The following is a 17,814-nucleotide window of genomic DNA, read 5'->3' as shown; positions in this document are numbered from 1 at the left end:
CTTCTAACCGAAAGTATCATTCATTTAAACTTCACTTTATTTCACGAAGGATTAAAACAAGTAAAAAGAGACTCCTCTAATTCTTTTTACTACGCACTTCGAAAATAGCAAATTTCAGGTAATGTCCTTCATCCACGCCCAAAATTTGCGGGTGATCCTTACCGGCTGCCTTCCAGTCGATTAGACGCAGTACTTTGCCTGCATCTTCTGCTGCATCGGCAATCGTGTCCAAGAAAAGGTCAGGACGCATGTGATACGAACAGCTGGCTGTTACCAAATATCCGCCCTCATTAACCAGTTTCATTCCTTGCAGGTTGATATCCTTATATCCACGGCATGCACCTTTAACTGCTGATTTCGTTTTGGCAAATGCAGGAGGATCAAGGATGACTACATCAAATGTTTTACCGCCAGCTGCCAGCGCTTTGGATGTATCCACTTTCTGTTCGCCTGCACGCGCACGTGCGGTACGTTCATCCAGCCCCTTCACTTGTTCACGCAAGTACTGAAATGCATCAGCAACTACGAATTCGACCCGGTCGGTGAAGCCGTTCAGCTCCACATTTGTTCGTGCACTCTCAATGGCATGCTCCGAAATATCAAGACAAGTCACTTTTTTGGCTCCATACTTGCAAGCATTCAACGTAAAGCTTCCCGTGTGTGAGAAACACTCCAGTACGGTGGCACCGTCCCAATAAGGGAATGTAACTACCTTACCGCTTTTATTCACAGGCAACAGCTGCTCTGTGCCATCCTGCTCGGTCGTTTGTAGTGTGATTCCACTCTTGTAGCCCCAACCCTTCATGAGCGGTTCGATGGCAGCACGATTCTCGCGTTGGTCGAAGAAGTAACCTGTCTTCTGCCCTTCCACAATATCCACTTTAATGAGTAATCCATTTTCTGTAACTGTGACATGCCGTGGGCACTCTCCGTACAGTGGACCTTTGGTCTGCTCCAAACCTTCGAGTTCACGAATCGGGACATCACTGCGCTCATATATACCTTCCGGCTGCATCACTTCAATGAGTGCTTGTACAATGGCTTCACGGCAACGATCCATACCAAGTGTAAGCAACTGTACAACGAGGATGCTGCCGAACCGGTCAACGATCAATCCTGGCAGAAAATCAGCTTCGCCATAAACGAGACGGTATGCCTCTCCATCCCGGATAAAACGTTCCCGATGACGCAAGCAATCGCGGAAACGCGCTGCAAAGAACGCCGTATCCATCTGTTCAGACTCCAGCGGTTGATACGCTACAACTCTTACATTGATCTGAGATGCGGGATTGTAATATCCTGTCGCCAGATAGCGACCTTGATGATTCAATACATTGACCAGATCTCCCGGCTCAGGGTTTCCGTCAACAGAGGCAATTTCGTTGTTAAATATCCATGGATGTGCATGTTCAAGCCGCTTTTTGCGACTGCGTTCGAGTGTAACTGATGGCAAGGTAGATCCACTTCCTTTAATTTAATAGTTCGAAAGATAGGTTTGGTGCGGCGCGTAGGTGGCGTTTCGGTTACGAATCGATCTTCCGATCGCTGTTGTCTCCAGATTTTTTTGATTCCCTTTCTTAAAGGGAAAATCCGGAGACAAAGGCGCACGCTTCGCTTCTTCAGATTCGATTTCGTCCCCTCCACTACGCTTGCACGAATCAAAGTATCTTTCGAATTGGGGTGCGGCAATTGAAATACTTGAATTGTGGGAGGCTGGCTTCCTCTGAATTCCTTTAGGCTTGTCATGGTTGTCTTTTCTTACTCATAGGATGAGTTAAGGAACCCGGACGGAAGGAATGATGTTTCTATGTTTAGAGATGTGATATTGCCCCTACTATATGGGCTTATTATCTTTTTTGGTGGCATGAAGCTTATGGAAACGGCCTTGCAGCGCATGGCTGGGCCCATGTTGGAAAGTTGGCTCAATCGCGCCACCTCTGCTCCATGGAAAGGCATGGCCTTCAGTGCGGGCGCAACGGCTCTGTTACAGAGCAGTACTGCAGTCACAGTACTCACCATTGGACTGGCTAATGCCAGATTAATTACCTATGGGCGGACACTCGGCATCATCCTCGGCACGAACATCGGGACATGTCTGACGACGGAGCTGGTGGGACTGCAGATCGGACGTGCTTCCCTGCCGTTGCTTGTCCTGTCGCTGACGGGCTGGGCCATGTTTGTTGTACTTGGTGAACGCAATCTGGCCGCTCCTGAACGTACACGCCAGACTCTGTTTAACATCCAGTACAGCTTCCTCGCAGCTGCGGGATTTGCACTTGTTATGACAGGCATTCAGGTGATGCAATCCATTGCCTTACCCTTGCGGAGCATGGGCGTATTTCAATGGTTTCTCGACCGCTCGGCCGACAGCTTGTGGTGGGGCTTCCTGGCAGGTGCCTGTCTGACAGCGCTCATTCACAGCAGCGCAGCTGTCATTAGCATGGCGATTACGCTCGCAGCCACAGGGGTATTGCCTGTGGAGATCGGCATCGCCATTGTGATCGGGTCCAACGTGGGGACCTGCATCACCGCTGTGATCGCTGCCGCGGGTGGAGCATCCGCAGGCAAGTTTGTCGCAGCTTCCCATGTTATATTAAACATTGCGGGAGCACTGCTCTTTATGCCGCTGATCGGCCAGCTGCATGCAGCTTCGGTCTGGCTGTCAGCGGACAACGGGGCACAGATTGCGCATGCCCAGACCCTTTTTAACATCACCAGTTCACTGCTTGCTTTACCGTTCTGTTACTTGCCAATCTGGCACAAAAAACCACCGGTCCACGCCCCCGCGGCGAAGTCACCCGTGGCTTGATGATCTGCTTATCAGACCCACAGAGCGCGCGGGCTAACTGACTCGAACCAGAACTATAATGCGTTATACGTTAATGCCTAACTTGTTCAGGGCTACACGCAAGATATCATCGTTATTATCATATCCGCTCTGCTGCTGTAAGGACCATGCTTCTTCCGGAGCATACCAATCCACACCCTTGATTTCTTCAATCTGAGGCTGCAGATCTCCACTCTCGGCTTCAACGAGATAATAATGAACTTCCTTGTCCACCGGGCCAAAATCTGCATGTTGGTACGTGTAAGCAATGATATCAACCGGTTCTACAATGCGACCCACCATACCTGTCTCTTCCAAAATCTCGCGCAGTGCCGTCTGTTCGATTGTTTCTCCATCTTCCATTTTGCCCTTGGCGAGAGTTGTTTTACCATAACGATCTACGATAAGCTGAATTTGAAGACCCCCGTCTTCCCCTGTTCTATAAACAACTCCGCCTGCTGAAATTTCTTTTTTGTTCATCGTGCTCTCCCCCATCAACTTCGATATCTTTATCTTATTTTTTTGCAAAAGAAGGACCTCATCTCCCCGGGTAAGCTCCCCAAGGAAATGAAATCCTTGTTTCTGACGCCTCGATCACATCGCGGCGGACTTAAGATTCTCTTCCAACACCCGTACCAGCGTAGCCTGACTCTCGTTGACGCCGGCTTCAACCACTTTGACTCGGCACACTTTACCGACCATATCCATCGTTCCGTCAAAGACCAGTTGAATGTAGTTGTCGCTATAACCGTGCAGTTTGCCACTTCCCTCGCGGCCTTTGGCTTCACCTTCGGGAATAACATCCAGTACCTGTCCGACAAACTGCTCAGCGTACTCCAGCTGCATCTGCTCAGACAAGTCAATCAGTTCATGCACACGTGCATTTTTGACCTCTTCGTCCACCTGATCTTCCATTCGTGCTGCTGGCGTACCCGTACGCTTGGAATAAGGGAATACATGCATTTCGGAGAAACCGATCTTCCTCATCAGCTCATAGCCATTACGATACATCTCATCGGTCTCACCCGGAAATCCAACAATAATGTCTGTTGTAATCGCCACATCCGGCATCGCTTCCCGAATGCGAAGCATCTTATTATAAAACTCTTCTGTCGTATATTTGCGGCGCATGCGTTTCAACACCGTATCATCACCCGCTTGCAGCGGAATATGGAAGTGACGAACAAGTTTGTCTGAACGTTTGATCACGTCGAGCATACGGTCGTCAATCTGACTGGCTTCAATCGAGCTGATTCGAATACGCTCCAATCCCTCTACCTTATCCAAATCCCACAGCAGGTCGGTCAGATCATAGTTCTCCATGTCATCGCCATACCCACCTGTATGAATACCGGTCAGAACAATCTCCTTGTATCCGGCGTGTACGAGTTGATGCGCCTGTTGAATAATGCTGTTTGCTTCCCGACTACGTGAGAGACCACGAGACCACGGAATGATGCAGAACGTGCAAAAGTTATTGCAACCATCCTGAATTTTCAGGAAAGCTCGGGTACGATCAGCAAAATCAGGTACATCCATTTCTTCAAACACACGAGTTTTCATAATATTACGTACCGCGTTAACAGGTTGACGCGACTCCTGAATTTCATTAACATATGGCAAAATCTTGTCACGGTCCTGTGTACCGATAACCAGATCCACCCCTGGGATGTCCAGAATCTCTGCCGGAGAAGTCTGCGCGTAGCAGCCTGTAACGGCCACAATCGCCTCCGGGTTGCGCCGAATGGCACGACGAATAATTTGACGGCTCTTTTTGTCGCCGGTATTGGTTACTGTACAAGTATTAATCAAGTATACATCCGCTGTCTGTTCATCAAAGTCCACTTGATCGTAACCTTCGTTTTTGAACAATTGCCAAATCGCCTCTGTATCATAGAAATTAACTTTGCAGCCTAAGGTGTAAAACGCCACGGATGGCATAATTACATTCCTCCCATTTCTCCGGATTCATATAACACGCAAGTTAGTGCTGCCATTCCAGCTGTCTCAGCACGCAAAATGCGTTTGCCCAGTCCAACAGATACAGCACCTGCCTGATCAGCCTCTGCCGTCTCCTTCTCAGAAAATCCACCTTCCGGTCCAACAACGATCAGTACTTCTGCACTTGCATCAGGTGCAAGCTGCTCTACAAACGGCTTCAGTGCATCTCTCAGCTGTTTACCGTTTTCTTTCTCATAACAATAACATACCAGGCTGTAGCCCTCAAAAGAAGATAACAGCCCTTTCCAGGAAAGCGGCTGCTCGACGGATGGAATGCGATTCCGGTGACTCTGTTCGGCAGCTTCCTTGGCAATTTTCCGCCACCGTTCCAACCGTTTGCCTTCTTTCTTGGCATCATATTGCACAATTGTACGTTCTGATAGGAATGGTACAAAGGATACCGCCCCAATCTCAGTGCATCTCTGGATGACTGTTTCCATCTTGTCGCCCTTGGGCAAACTCTGCGCCACAGTTACACGAATCCGTGCTTCACGGTCCATAACCAGAGACTCTACAATATTTGCAGTAACTTGGCCAACTTCAATAGTTTCAATTTCCACGAGTGCTTCTCTGGAGTTTCCGTCACTGACAATCAGTTTATCTCCAGGTTTACCACGCATGACCTTGCCGATATGGCGTGCATCATCACCTGTGATGATCACAGCGTGTTCATTAAACTGTTCTGCAGATACAAAATATCGCTGCATTAGTCAATCCACCCATTCTGTCCTGTTATGACTGGAATTCACCCCGCCTAATGACAGGCGTGAATCCAATCGCCACAGATGATCATACAACTTTTACGTGTTTCTGACCAGTATTCCGGTCCAATACAAGATATGCTTTTAGCGATATAGTTCAATAACCAGCTTTGCCAAGTCCACATACATCGTTCGCGCAAACTCATACAAAGGTTGAATCGTCACATTTTGCAACGGAGGAATAACAAGAATTAATAGGAAGATAAAAATGGACCATTGCTCCACCCCTTGCAGCTTGCGGCTGAGGGAAGGTGGCAGTAGATCTTCCAGAATCCGATAACCATCCAGTGGGGGCAACGGAATCAAGTTAAACAGGAACAAGAAAAAGTTTGTTAGGTTAAAAATAGCGAAGAACGTCGTGATTGCTGTCAGCAACCGCTCATTATCAATGCCGCCGAGTGCTCCCGAACCAACCAGTGAAGCATAGATGATTGTACCAATGATCGCGAGCAACAGATTACTCAGAGGCCCTGCTGCGGATACGATGATGCCCATCAATCTAGGTTTTTCGAAGTTAGCCCGATTAACCGGAACTGGACGTGCCCAACCAAAGCCGGCAATAATGAGCAACAGCACACCAAATAAGTCAAAGTGTACAACCGGATTCAGTGTGACCCGACCCAACAGCTTGGCTGTTGGATCACCGAATTTGTTGGCAAAATACGCATGCGAGAATTCATGCACCGTAAATGCGATCAGAATGGTCAGCAGGAAAAACGGAAGCTGATCGATCGGATAACGAAAGAACGAATTCCAAAAGTCCATACGTTACCCCTTTCTGGCTACAAACGCCAGCCAATCCTCATCACGATGGATCGCACTCACTTCAAACCCGGAGGCTACCAGTGCATCATGTACAACCTGCTCTTTGTTCTTCCAAATGCCTGATACAATATAGGTCCCACCAGACTCAAGCGCATTATAGACATCGTCTACGAACAACAAAATGATTTCAGCCAGAATGTTCGCCACGACAACCTTAACCGGTAGTTGTACACCAAGTGCAGGGTCCTGACTCCCGAGGACGGACAACAGATCACTCTCTTTAACCGTAATTTGTTGCTCCAGCCCATTCAGTTCCACATTCTCCCTGGCACTGATTACCGCAACCGGATCAAGATCGAGCGCCAGTACATGTTTTGCGCCAAGTTTTATCGCTCCAATAGCCAAAATTCCAGAACCTGTACCTACGTCAATAACTTCCTCGCCGCCCTGAATAACCGTTTCCAGTGTGCGCAAGCAGAGGGAGGTCGTTGGATGTGTTCCTGTACCAAAGGCCATGCCTGGGTCAAGCTCAATAATTTTCTCATCCGGACTTTCTGGCGTATACTCTTCCCACGTTGGTTTGATCGTGAGACGTTCCGATACACGTACCGGCTTGAAATATTGCTTCCAGGCTGTTGCCCAGTCATTTTCATCTACTGTACGCGTCTCATAACGAACTTCACCTGTATCAATTCCGAATTCGGGGAGTTCCTCAATTCTCGGATTAACTTCTGACTGTAATGCAACCATATCCGTACCTTCGGAGAAGTACCCTTTGATGACCGCAAAGCCTTCCGGAATATCATTCAAAGGAACGTCGTATAACTCACCATATGTCGTGTCCCGTTTTTTATTTAAAGTACCGGACTCTTCAATCGAAACCCCTCCAGCACCCGCTTCATGTAAAAAATTCGAAATCATCTCCACAGCTTCTTCTGTGGTATGTATTGTTAGTTCATGCCATAACATACTTGGTTTTTCCTCCTCATTTTTCAAACATCCCAACTATTGTACTACACAAGCTAGCCGGAGCACAAAGCCGCACCAGTAAAAGAAAAACAAAACAGGATATCCGCAGCCTGACTGCTCGAATATCCTGTCATCTATTCATACATATCTATTTCATTTACTTCAGCATTTTGCATAATTCGAATCTCACTTAGCAAAAACGTCCACCATTCTGTGTGATCATCTCTGCGGCTTGCGGGAGCGAATCGTTGGAGACGGACACAGTCAGCAAAATTTCTTGTTTTAGCCTGTTTGCCGAATCCTCTTCGGGTGTATCATACACCTGACCATTGGACAACATTTCCGTGTCATCACTAATCAGGGCAAGTACATTCAATTCGCCACTAAATCCTCCGACCACGGCTGTAGGAGAATTATCGAAGCCCTTAACATCGTTTGAATCCAATGCAGACGCTTCATTGCCAAGGCTCTCTATACTCAATTGGTTTGGGTGCAACAATTCCAGGGCTCTGCGTGCAGACTCGGCCTCAGTCCAGCTTGTAAAAACAGCTTCGAGGGTCACTGCCGAGCGATCTTCAGTCATGAAGCTCCCGTCCCTGACGTCGATCAGCCGCTTCACTGCGGCGTAGTGCTTCTATATCTTCATGATCCGCAGCTTCAGCGCTGAATTCCACGTCTTCATTTTTCGCGGATTGCATACGTTTCATCTTTTCCGTTTTCGTTAAAATCTTGCCTGGACGTTCATGTTCTGCCATTGTAATGCTCCTCCTTCAAATTGTATAAGTTCAACTAAATCATATTTACACTGACACTCCGATGACAGAACAACCTTCCGATCGCTGTTATCCCCAGATTTTTTTTAATTCCCTTCTTCCAAAGGGAAAATCCGGGGATAAAGGCGAACGCTTCGCTTCTTCAGTTTTTTCTGTCCTCTCCGTTATTGTGTAAATGTTTAGATTGAATCTTATATTGTGATCTAAATATAGATTTCTTGAAACTAGATCATTCCACCGGCTTGTTCGATTATAGACATAGCACGGTGATGTACCGATTCATCTACGATGACCGTTAGTAATACATCCCTTCCCGTAGGTCCACCCTGTCCACCATCACTCATACCGCTTGCAGAAGGGTCCGCCGCAGCCATGATTCCAGCACTGGCATTGGTTTGCATCGAATCGGGCACCCATGATGAAAAACTGCCGGAAACACCCGGCTTGTAGGAAGCCCCGCTTGGTCCTACACCCGCATATCGGCTGAATCGATTAATTGACAGGTCCTCCACTCGCAATGCCTCCAGTTTTTTGGCTGCCCCTTGAGCCTGCTCCGGGCTGTGAAAGTACGCCAAAATATTTTTCTCGGTCATCCGCTTCACCTGCTTCCCTAATTTCTCGCATATCAGCTATGCATATCATTCTCGCCATGCTATCTTTCCGCAAGTTTGCTCAGAATATACCGAAACGCCACCACAAATTGTTGTCGTTCTTTGTAGCATAAATCCATGGATTTTGCCAAAAACACTGAACCACTAAAAAAAGGCGTACAAAAAAGGACACCTTGCGGTAAAAACCGCTGTGGTGTCCTTTTGGGCTTGCTTTATTTTATTCTCAGTCGCCGCGGAAGGCGCGTTTCACTCTGTCAAAGAAAGATTGTTCATGCTCATGTGTTTGCTCTCCATCCAGCGCAGCAATTTGGCGAAGCAGATCTTTCTGCTCGTCATTCAGCTTACTAGGTGTAACCACAACCACTTTCACATGTTGATCCCCTTGCCCCATACCGCGCAGGCGTGGTACACCTTTGCCTTTGAGTCGGAAATACGTTCCCGTTTGTGTACCAGCTGGTACTTTCAACTTCACTTTCTCGGTCAGCGTCGGGATTTCAACTTCATCTCCCAGAGCTGCCTGAGCAAAGGTAAGTGGGATTTCGCAATAAATATCGTCCCCTTCACGCTCGAAGAAATCATGTGATTTCACGCGAATGACAATATACAGATCTCCCGCTGGTCCGCCACGCAGGCCTCCCTCGCCCTCACCTGTCATACGCAGTTGCGCGCCGTCATCTACACCCGCTGGAATGCGAACATGGATTTTGCGTTGCTTGCGAACTTTACCGCTACCACTGCACGTTGTACATTTTTCTTTGATAATTTGGCCCGAACCACTACAGTTCGAACATGCACGACGATTAACCATACGACCAAACGGTGTATTTTGCACGACTTCCTGCTGACCGCTACCTTGGCAGACCGAGCAGGTTTCCGGTTTCGTTCCAGGTTTGGCACCTGAGCCATGACAGGTATCACAGCCTTCGGTACGCGGAATCGTAATATCGGTTTCTTTACCGAATACAGCTTCCTTGAACTCGATCGTCATCGTGTACTGCAAATCATTTCCCCGTTGCGGAGCATTTGGATCACGTCGTCCACCGCCACCACCGCCAAAGAACATGTCGAAGATGTCGCCAAATCCGCCGCCGCCAAAATCACCGCCACCACCGAATCCACCTTGATTCGGATCGACATGACCATATTGATCATATTGTGCACGCTTCTGACCGTCACTCACTACGTCATAAGCTTCTTTAACTTCTTTAAATTTAGCTTCCGCATCAGCAGCCTTGTTTACGTCAGGGTGATACTGACGGGCAAGCTTACGGTAAGCCTTTTTAATCTCATCGTCGTTAGCCGTTTTACTAACGCCAAGCACCTCATAATAATCACGCTTTTCAGCCACTCTTCCACCCCCATATCATTCACCATATCGCACATCGTGACAAAAGGAAAGCCAAAGCGCGGGAGCCCCGGCTATGACTTTCCCTCTAATTCGAACGTCACCGATGTTTAATTCGCGTAGAACTACGAATTAGTTTTGTTTTTTATCTTCATCCACAACTTCGTAATCAGCGTCTACGACGTTATCACGTTTAGCGGAACCTTGTTGCTCTTCAGCACCTTGTGCTTCTTGCTCTTGCGCTTGAGCTTGCTCATACAGTTTCACGGACAGTTGTTGAACGATCTCTGTCAGTTCTTCTGTAGCAGCTTTGATATCTTCCAGGTTGTCGGAAGCCAGAACGCCTTGCAGTTTTTCTTTGGCAGCATTTGCTTTTTCAACTTCGCCAGCATCTGCTTTTTCGCCAAGATCTTTGATCGTTTTGTCAACAGAGTAGATCAATTGATCTGCACTGTTTTTCGCTTCAACGAGTTCTCTGCGTTTTTTATCTTCTTCAGCGTGCAACTCAGCATCTTTCATCATTTGCTCAACTTCAGCATCGCTCAAACCGCTGGAAGAAGTGATTGTGATTTTTTGAGTTTTGTTAGTACCTTTATCTGTTGCAGATACGTTAACGATACCGTTGGCATCAATATCGAAGCTAACTTCGATCTGTGGAACGCCACGTGGAGCTGGTGGAATATCACCCAACATGAAACGTCCAAGCGATTTGTTACCTGCTGCCATCTCACGCTCACCTTGCAGAACATGAATCTCAACGCTTGGTTGATTGTCTGCATATGTGGAGAATACTTGAGATTTGCTTGTAGGGATCGTTGTGTTACGCTCGATCATTTTAGTGAATACGCCACCTGCTGTTTCGATACCTAGGGACAGTGGAGTTACGTCAAGCAATACAACGTCTTTCACGTCACCTGTCAGTACGCCCGCTTGTACAGCAGCACCCAAAGCTACAACTTCATCCGGGTTAACGCCTTTGTGAGGCTCTTTACCCGTCAGTTTTTTGATTGCTTCTTGTACTGCAGGAATACGTGTGGAACCACCAACCAATACGATCTTGTCGATATCGTTAGCTGTCATACCCGCATCACTCAATGCACGACGAGTTGGTTCAAGCGTACGCTCAACCAGACCTGCAGAGATTTCTTCAAATTTCGCACGGCTCAGGTTCAACTCCAAATGCTGAGGAACGCCATCAGCAACCGTGATAAACGGCAAGGAGATCGTTGTAGTCAATACGCCGGAAAGTTCTTTTTTCGCTTTTTCCGCTGCATCTTTCAAACGTTGAACCGCTGCTTTATCTTTACTCAAGTCAATGCCTTGATCTTTTTTGAATTCACTTACGAGATAATCAATGATTACTTGGTCAAAGTCATCCCCGCCCAGTTGGTTGTCCCCGCTCGTTGCTTTAACTTCGAAGAAGCCGTCACCCAGTTCAAGAATGGATACGTCGAACGTACCGCCACCCAGGTCATATACGAGAATTGTTTGGTCTTCGGATTTCTCCATACCGTATGCCAAAGCTGCTGCTGTAGGCTCGTTGACGATACGCAGAACTTCCAAACCTGCAATTTTACCCGCATCTTTAGTCGCTTGACGCTGACTGTCATTGAAGTAAGCTGGTACAGTGATAACTGCTTGAGTTACCGTTTGACCCAGATAAGCTTCAGCATCAGTTTTTAATTTTTGCAGGATGATTGCAGAGATCTCTTGTGCAGAGTAGTCTTTGCCATCAATTGTTTCCTTGTGGGAAGTACCCATGTGACGTTTGATCGACATGATGGTACGATCCGGATTGGTGATCGCTTGACGTTTTGCAGTTTCACCAACAACGCGCTCCCCATCTTTTTTGAAACCAACTACGGATGGAGTTGTACGTGCGCCCTCCGGATTTGGAATTACGACAGCCTCGCCGCCTTCCATTACTGCTACGCATGAGTTTGTTGTTCCTAAGTCAATACCAATTACTTTGCTCATCCGAAAATTTCCTCCCTCAACAATTTAAAATGAATGGGTCTGATCTGACCCCTATTTAGATGTTCATGTTGCTAATCGTGCTCTATGTGTACAAACCTTTATATTAAACTTCGCCCACATTGTTCAACTATGGAGCCGACTCATTCCTTCCTATAAGGAAATTATGAGCTGACTTTAACCATAGCTGGACGAAGCACTTTATCTTTCAGCATGTAGCCTTTTTGGACTTCCTCAACAACGATACCTTCTTCGTACTCGTCGCTCTCCACTTGCATAATAGCTTGGTGGAATTCAGGATTGAACGGTTGTCCTACCGATTCCATTGCCGTCAGACCTTCGTTATTCATCACGGTTTCCAATTGACGGAAAATCATTTGGATGCCCTTGGAGAAAGATTCGACCTCTGCTCCTTCTGGTACAGTAGCCATGGCGCGCTCGAAGTTATCAATAACCGGTACCAGTTCGGTGACCAGCTTCATCGAAGCATATTTAGCCAATTCTTCTTTTTCCTTCTGCGTACGACGACGGAAGTTGTCAAAATCAGCCTGTGCACGGACATAACGCTGCTGTTGCTCCTCAGCTTCTGCCTTCAGACGTGCAAGCTCATCCTGCTCCTGATCAGCGATCTCTTCAGCTTGTGCTTCTGCAGCGCCAGCTTCATTAATAGGCTCCTGCTCAGCTGTTGTTACCTCTTGTTCTTCTGTAAATGATTGCTCCTCTTTCAAGATGTTCACCTCCTTATACGAATGAAATGGTTCATTCCCGAATCTTATTTGAACCGATGCGTCAGCATCGCCGTCAAGTCACGGGATAGTGTATTTAGAATATGAATGACACGTGCATAATCCATCCGCGTGGGTCCTAGAATACCGATCGAACCCAAAGCCTCACCGTCCAATGAATAGGAGGCTGTAATCAGGCTGCAGTTGGCAAAGGCTTCATGATCATTCTCAGTGCCGATTCGCACTTGAATACCAGATCCACCCGGCACGGGCATCATCAATTTCATGAGTGTTGGTGTCTCTTCCAGCAGGTCAAGAATATCTTTTACCTTTTCGATATCTTTAAACTCCGGTTGAGTCAACATATTGGTGGCACCACTGAGGAACAGACGATTATCATGTTCGTTGTCAAAGGCACTGTTCAGCACCTGCATAACTTCCTCGTAACGTGTAATATGCCGTTCCATCTCTTGCCCAAGTTCAGTATAGAGACGGGATTTCAATTTGTAAATTGGCACACCAACCAGCTTGGTGTTCAACAGTCGAACCACTTTCTCCATCTCGGCTACCGAGATTTCTGGAGGAATCTGGACCGTCTTGTTCTCCACCTGACCGGTATTGGTCACGATGATTGCCACAGCTTCACTTTCGTTCAGCGGAAGCAATTGAAAGTGACGTAGGGACGTATGGAATACTTCCGGTCCAAGCAGGATCGAAGTATAATTCGTCATATGTGACAAAATATTGGATGCATGTTGAATAACTTGTTCCATGACATTCAGCTTTTCGGCGAAGAACGACTTCAGATCGTCCAATTCCTGAGGCTCTACCTGATTCCAGGGAACCAAATGATCGACATAATATCGATAGCCTTTATGGGATGGAATGCGTCCAGCAGATGTATGCGGCTGTTCCAGAAAGCCCATATCTTCAAGATCCGCCATTTCATTACGGATCGTCGCCGGACTGTATCCAACATCTCCCCTTTTGGAAATGCTCCGGGACCCTACGGGCTCAGCTGAACGGATATAGTCATCCACTATAGCGTTCAGAATCATTCGTTGACGCTCTGTTAACATGGTGAGTATTCCCTCCTTCTGACTGTACTGTCCCATGTCGTTAGCACTCCGGTTAGATGAGTGCTAAGCGGTAATACAAAAATACCAAACTGACGTGAACATTGTCAAGTGAGTTTGATGAGTGGGCTCATCTATTTATAGTATAGACCAATGTCGACGAGTCCTAACAACTTTATTGAACATACTTTGAAATAAAAAAGGACTGCATGTAGGGCAGAGGCTGACTCGGCTCAATCCATGCAGTCCATTCAGTTGTTAGGCTGAAACGTTAAGCTCTTTTAATACCGCGATCTCATCGCAACAATCCTGCTTGCTACAATGAACACAGTCGGTCCATACTTTCTCGGGGAAAATCTCTTTTTCCACCACAGCAAAGCCGTTTTTGAGGAAGAAGGATACTTCATATGTCAACGCCATCACCTTGGGAATCTGTTGTTTCTCCGCCTCTTCTACCAGTCGATCCAGCAATCGCGAGCCAATACCGAGCCCTTTGTGCCCTTCCGAGATACCGAGTGATCTGACTTCTACCAAATCATTCCCCAGACGACAAAGCGATCCGCAACCCACCACTTCACCATCAACTTCGGCTACAACAAAGTGCTCCAGCTGCCGGTGCAGTATTTCCCGTGATCGCGGAAGCATGATCCCACGCTCTGCATAGCCCTTAATCATTTCATACAGTGGTTCAACATCTTCCGGCACGGCTTTTCTGCATATTACCGACATCTTGCTCTCCTCCTATTACCAAGCTTTCCAGAGGAAAGCTGACTTCGTAGTTGTTAAATTAACACGCTCTGTAAAATCAATATGAATAAATATACAACAGAGCGTATAGAATTTCAAGCTACGAATTCAGCGATATGGACCCGATAAACTCCGCAAAAACGTCATTTCCGAACAAGATACCCTGCTCGCTCAGTCGGAAGCCGTCTGCCGTCCGCTCAAGCAACCCTGCGTTCAACATTTTGCCCAAAGGCTTCGCAAACACTTCTTCCATGGACTCTCCGAACTGTTCGCTAAACCGTGAGGCTGAAGCCCCCTCCAACATTCTCAGTCCAACCATCAGATAATCTTCCATGGCCTCTGGGCGAGCAATCTCGAAATGATCCAGACGAGGCAGTCCTGCTCGTGAAGCTTCAACATAAGGATTTATACCTTTAATATTCATATGCCGTTCGCGGCCCACATATCCATGTGCACCTGCACCCAGACCATAGTAGTCCTCATTACGCCAGTAGGTAATATTGTGACGGCTCTCAAAGCCCGGCTTGGCAAAGTTACTGATCTCGTATTGTCCATAGCCTGCTTCTTTCATACGTCTCATTAATAGAAGATACATCTCCAGCTCGTCATCTTCATGAGGGAGTGGTAACTGGTTCTTCTGATACAGAGTATGGAAAAGTGTATTCTCTTCCACTTTCAGGCTGTAGATGGAGTAATGCGGCAGATCCAGTTCCAGCGCTTTGTCGATACTTTCATTTAACATCTCTACGGTCTGGTTCGGCAAACCAAACATCAGGTCAATGGACAGGTTATTCAAGCCTGCTTTACGAGCATTCTCCAAACTGCGATATACATCATCCGTATTATGAATACGGCCAATGCCTGTCAGCAGATCATTCTGAAACGCCTGCACGCCAAAGCTGACACGGTTGACGCCGCCTTCTTTCATCGCAGCGAGTTTCTCCGCATCCGTTGTTCCCGGGTTGGCTTCCATCGAAAATTCAATATCGTCCGCCCAATTTGGGAAATACGTCTTCACGGAACGAAGAAATACTGCCATCTCATCCGGTTTCAGAGCTGTTGGCGTACCCCCACCTACAAATATGGTCTTGATCTCACCCGGTGGATTGGCCTTAACTGTATGTTCCATCTCCCGTTCCAGCGCTTCGAGATATTGCATCACGGGCTGATCTTTCAGAACGTAGGAGTTAAAGTCGCAATAAAAACATTTATTCGTGCAAAAGGGAATGTGAAGATACACCGCTTGGGGCGCACCTGTCTTCCGGCTGTGTGCTGCCAATGTCATGGCAAGTCCCCCTCTATTTGAAAAAAGGAAAGCCATCCGGCTTCCCTTTCAGCTTAGTTATTTAATCATCAATTTTCAGTACCGCCATGAATGCCTCTTGTGGCACCTCAACGTTACCAACCTGCTTCATCCGCTTCTTACCTTCCTTCTGCTTCTCAAGCAGTTTCCGTTTCCGCGAGATGTCACCACCATAACACTTGGCAAGTACGTTTTTACGCATTGCTTTTACCGTCTCACGAGCAACAACCTTGGTACCTACGGATGCCTGAATTGGCACCTCGAACATTTGCCGTGGAATCAGCTCGCGCAGTTTCTCACAGACAATGCGTCCGCGGTTATAGGCACGGTCACGGTGAACGATGAAGGACAGAGCATCCACCTGTTCGCCATTGAGTACAATATCCATTTTCGCCAGATTGGACTGACGGTAACCGGACAGCTCATAATCCAGGGATGCATATCCTTTGGTACCGGATTTCAACTGGTCGAAGAAGTCATATACAATCTCGGACAACGGAATCTCATAGGTAATGGTAACCCGGGTTGTGTCCAGATATTCCATATTCACATATTCACCGCGTTTATTCTGACACAGCTCCATAATGGTACCTACATAATCATTCGGTACGATAATATCTGCCTTGACGTATGGTTCCTCGACGTAATCAATCCGTCCCACCTCAGGATAGTTGGATGGGTTGTCGATTTTCATCACTTCACCATTTGTTAAGGTGACGTGATAGATTACACTTGGTGCCGTTGTGATCAACGGAATGTTAAACTCCCGCTCGATCCGCTCCTGGATAACGTCCATGTGTAGCAGTCCAAGGAATCCGCAACGGAATCCAAAACCGAGTGCACTGGATGTTTCCGGTTCAAAGCTCAGAGACGCATCGTTCAACTGCAATTTCTCCAACGCTTCACGCAGATCAACATAGTCCGATGTTTCGATCGGATAGAGACCACAATACACCATTGGGTTAATTTTACGATAACCCGGCAAAGGTTCCGGTGTTGGATTTTTGGCATCCGTTACCGTATCCCCGACTTGTGTATCGCCAACATGCCGGATACCTGCAACGATAAATCCAACATCACCCACGTTCAGCTCGTCCACGATGGTCATGCGAGGTTTGAACGCTCCAACTTCAATGACTTCAAATGATTTACCTGTTGCCATCATTTTGATTTTGGAACCCGATTTGATTTTGCCATCAACAACACGTACATATACGATTACACCTTTGTACGGGTCATAGTGCGAGTCAAAAATCAGCGCTTTCAAAGGCTGGTCAGGATCACCAGTCGGTGCCGGAACACTTTTCACCACTTGCTCCAAAATTTCTTTGATTCCGATTCCTGATTTGGCCGAAGCCAAAACCGCATTACTTGTGTCCAAACCAATAACATCTTCCACTTCCTGCTTCACCCGTTCAGGATCAGCGCTCGGAAGGTCAATTTTGTTGATAACCGGTAAAATTTCAAGGTTGTTATCCAATGCCAGATACACGTTGGCAAGTGTTTGGGCTTCAATTCCCTGAGCCGCATCCACAACCAGCAGAGCACCTTCACATGCAGCAAGACTGCGTGATACTTCATAGGTGAAGTCTACGTGTCCCGGTGTATCAATCAGATTCAATAAATACTCTTCACCGTCATCCGCTTTGTAAGTCAAGGCTACTGCTTGTAGCTTGATCGTTATTCCACGTTCGCGTTCAAGGTCCATCTTATCCAGAACTTGTTCCTGCATTTCACGCGAAGTGAGCGCACCTGTGTGCTCCAAGATCCGGTCCGCAAGTGTTGATTTGCCGTGATCTATATGTGCAATAATAGAAAAGTTACGAATTTTACGTTGTCTTGCCCGAATGTCAGTCATTCCTTACCCCCAGAAACAGCCTAGTGTCAATCACTTCATTATAACAGTTGAAGCACAGTGCATCAATCCCGTGATGTCT

Annotated in this window: 17 protein-coding genes; 1 reads left to right on the top strand and 16 read right to left on the bottom strand. The window is 47.1% G+C overall.

The features are described from left to right. Window positions 1-76: 76 nt before the first annotated feature. Window positions 77-1,453, bottom strand: coding sequence for a class I SAM-dependent rRNA methyltransferase (locus tag QF049_RS01045; RefSeq protein ID WP_307534237.1), 1,377 nt, complete (start codon window positions 1,451-1,453; stop codon window positions 77-79). A gap of 354 nt (window positions 1,454-1,807) precedes the next feature. Between QF049_RS01045 and QF049_RS01040 the strand changes: the two genes are divergently transcribed. Next, window positions 1,808-2,809, top strand: a complete 1,002-nt coding sequence (locus QF049_RS01040) for a Na/Pi cotransporter family protein (protein ID WP_307534235.1) — start codon at window positions 1,808-1,810, stop codon at window positions 2,807-2,809. 63 nt (window positions 2,810-2,872) lie between these two features. Here QF049_RS01040 and QF049_RS01035 read toward each other — a convergent pair whose 3' ends face one another. The 15 genes from QF049_RS01035 to lepA form a co-directional block, all read right to left on the bottom strand. Beyond that, on the bottom strand, window positions 2,873-3,307 hold the full coding sequence (locus QF049_RS01035) for an NUDIX hydrolase (protein WP_307534233.1): 435 nt from the start codon (window positions 3,305-3,307) through the stop codon (window positions 2,873-2,875). Window positions 3,308-3,421: 114 nt separating this feature from the next. Beyond that, window positions 3,422-4,768, bottom strand: coding sequence for a tRNA (N(6)-L-threonylcarbamoyladenosine(37)-C(2))-methylthiotransferase MtaB (mtaB, locus tag QF049_RS01030; protein WP_047843791.1), 1,347 nt, complete (start codon window positions 4,766-4,768; stop codon window positions 3,422-3,424). A 2-nt stretch (window positions 4,769-4,770) separates the two neighbouring features. Further along, entirely contained in the window at window positions 4,771-5,535 is a 765-nt protein-coding gene (locus tag QF049_RS01025) for a 16S rRNA (uracil(1498)-N(3))-methyltransferase (RefSeq protein WP_307534231.1), read from the bottom strand. Window positions 5,536-5,673: 138 nt separating this feature from the next. Beyond that, window positions 5,674-6,354: a site-2 protease family protein gene (locus QF049_RS01020; RefSeq protein WP_307534228.1), complete on the bottom strand. Its 681-nt coding sequence runs from the start codon at window positions 6,352-6,354 to the stop codon at window positions 5,674-5,676. 3 nt (window positions 6,355-6,357) lie between these two features. Continuing rightward, window positions 6,358-7,323 (bottom strand): 50S ribosomal protein L11 methyltransferase, encoded by a 966-nt coding sequence (prmA, locus tag QF049_RS01015; protein ID WP_307534227.1) that lies wholly within the window; start codon window positions 7,321-7,323, stop codon window positions 6,358-6,360. Window positions 7,324-7,513: 190 nt separating this feature from the next. After that, window positions 7,514-7,906 carry a hypothetical protein gene (locus QF049_RS01010; RefSeq protein WP_307534224.1) on the bottom strand — a complete coding sequence of 131 codons (393 nt, stop codon included), beginning with the start codon at window positions 7,904-7,906 and terminating at the stop codon, window positions 7,514-7,516. Next, window positions 7,899-8,078 carry a YfhD family protein gene (locus QF049_RS01005; protein WP_017687220.1) on the bottom strand — a complete coding sequence of 60 codons (180 nt, stop codon included), beginning with the start codon at window positions 8,076-8,078 and terminating at the stop codon, window positions 7,899-7,901. The genes QF049_RS01010 and QF049_RS01005 overlap by 8 nt, the downstream gene beginning before the upstream one ends. Before the next feature lie 242 nt (window positions 8,079-8,320). Beyond that, window positions 8,321-8,689 (bottom strand): hypothetical protein, encoded by a 369-nt coding sequence (locus QF049_RS01000; protein ID WP_017687219.1) that lies wholly within the window; start codon window positions 8,687-8,689, stop codon window positions 8,321-8,323. 241 nt (window positions 8,690-8,930) lie between these two features. After that, a complete protein-coding gene (gene dnaJ, locus QF049_RS00995; RefSeq protein WP_062835521.1) occupies window positions 8,931-10,055 on the bottom strand; it encodes a molecular chaperone DnaJ in 1,125 nt (374 codons plus the stop codon). 129 nt (window positions 10,056-10,184) lie between these two features. Continuing rightward, window positions 10,185-12,029 carry a molecular chaperone DnaK gene (gene dnaK / locus QF049_RS00990; RefSeq protein WP_091028373.1) on the bottom strand — a complete coding sequence of 615 codons (1,845 nt, stop codon included), beginning with the start codon at window positions 12,027-12,029 and terminating at the stop codon, window positions 10,185-10,187. Between the two features lie 161 nt (window positions 12,030-12,190). Next, window positions 12,191-12,754 (bottom strand): nucleotide exchange factor GrpE, encoded by a 564-nt coding sequence (gene grpE / locus QF049_RS00985; RefSeq protein WP_124115966.1) that lies wholly within the window; start codon window positions 12,752-12,754, stop codon window positions 12,191-12,193. 44 nt (window positions 12,755-12,798) lie between these two features. Continuing rightward, window positions 12,799-13,830: a heat-inducible transcriptional repressor HrcA gene (gene hrcA, locus QF049_RS00980; protein ID WP_076211670.1), complete on the bottom strand. Its 1,032-nt coding sequence runs from the start codon at window positions 13,828-13,830 to the stop codon at window positions 12,799-12,801. 255 nt (window positions 13,831-14,085) lie between these two features. Then, on the bottom strand, window positions 14,086-14,556 hold the full coding sequence (locus QF049_RS00975; RefSeq protein WP_017687214.1) for an N-acetyltransferase: 471 nt from the start codon (window positions 14,554-14,556) through the stop codon (window positions 14,086-14,088). Between the two features lie 118 nt (window positions 14,557-14,674). Beyond that, on the bottom strand, window positions 14,675-15,859 hold the full coding sequence (hemW, locus tag QF049_RS00970; RefSeq protein WP_036668565.1) for a radical SAM family heme chaperone HemW: 1,185 nt from the start codon (window positions 15,857-15,859) through the stop codon (window positions 14,675-14,677). Between the two features lie 61 nt (window positions 15,860-15,920). Then, window positions 15,921-17,735 (bottom strand): translation elongation factor 4, encoded by a 1,815-nt coding sequence (gene lepA / locus QF049_RS00965; protein ID WP_076211672.1) that lies wholly within the window; start codon window positions 17,733-17,735, stop codon window positions 15,921-15,923. Between the last annotated feature and the right edge of the window lie 79 nt (window positions 17,736-17,814).

Source organism: Paenibacillus sp. W4I10, assembly GCF_030816325.1.
Classification (GTDB): domain Bacteria; phylum Bacillota; class Bacilli; order Paenibacillales; family Paenibacillaceae; genus Paenibacillus; species Paenibacillus amylolyticus_B.
The sequence above is the reverse complement of the archived record's forward strand: the minus strand, read 5'-3'. Positions and strand labels throughout refer to the sequence as shown.

What these genes read in the sequence shown, in the direction of transcription:
- QF049_RS01040 (WP_307534235.1), top strand. Translation starts at nt 1,808, where the DNA reads ATGTTTAGAGATGTGATATTGCCCCTACTATATGGGCTTATTATCTTT.
- QF049_RS01035 (WP_307534233.1), bottom strand. Translation starts at nt 3,307, where the DNA reads ATGAACAAAAAAGAAATTTCAGCAGGCGGAGTTGTTTATAGAACAGGG.
- mtaB (WP_047843791.1), bottom strand. Translation starts at nt 4,768, where the DNA reads ATGCCATCCGTGGCGTTTTACACCTTAGGCTGCAAAGTTAATTTCTAT.
- QF049_RS01025 (WP_307534231.1), bottom strand. Translation starts at nt 5,535, where the DNA reads ATGCAGCGATATTTTGTATCTGCAGAACAGTTTAATGAACACGCTGTG.
- QF049_RS01020 (WP_307534228.1), bottom strand. Translation starts at nt 6,354, where the DNA reads ATGGACTTTTGGAATTCGTTCTTTCGTTATCCGATCGATCAGCTTCCG.
- prmA (WP_307534227.1), bottom strand. Translation starts at nt 7,323, where the DNA reads ATGTTATGGCATGAACTAACAATACATACCACAGAAGAAGCTGTGGAG.
- QF049_RS01010 (WP_307534224.1), bottom strand. Translation starts at nt 7,906, where the DNA reads ATGACTGAAGATCGCTCGGCAGTGACCCTCGAAGCTGTTTTTACAAGC.
- QF049_RS01005 (WP_017687220.1), bottom strand. Translation starts at nt 8,078, where the DNA reads ATGGCAGAACATGAACGTCCAGGCAAGATTTTAACGAAAACGGAAAAG.
- QF049_RS01000 (WP_017687219.1), bottom strand. Translation starts at nt 8,689, where the DNA reads ATGACCGAGAAAAATATTTTGGCGTACTTTCACAGCCCGGAGCAGGCT.
- dnaK (WP_091028373.1), bottom strand. Translation starts at nt 12,029, where the DNA reads ATGAGCAAAGTAATTGGTATTGACTTAGGAACAACAAACTCATGCGTA.
- hrcA (WP_076211670.1), bottom strand. Translation starts at nt 13,830, where the DNA reads ATGTTAACAGAGCGTCAACGAATGATTCTGAACGCTATAGTGGATGAC.
- QF049_RS00975 (WP_017687214.1), bottom strand. Translation starts at nt 14,556, where the DNA reads ATGTCGGTAATATGCAGAAAAGCCGTGCCGGAAGATGTTGAACCACTG.
- hemW (WP_036668565.1), bottom strand. Translation starts at nt 15,859, where the DNA reads ATGACATTGGCAGCACACAGCCGGAAGACAGGTGCGCCCCAAGCGGTG.
- lepA (WP_076211672.1), bottom strand. Translation starts at nt 17,735, where the DNA reads ATGACTGACATTCGGGCAAGACAACGTAAAATTCGTAACTTTTCTATT.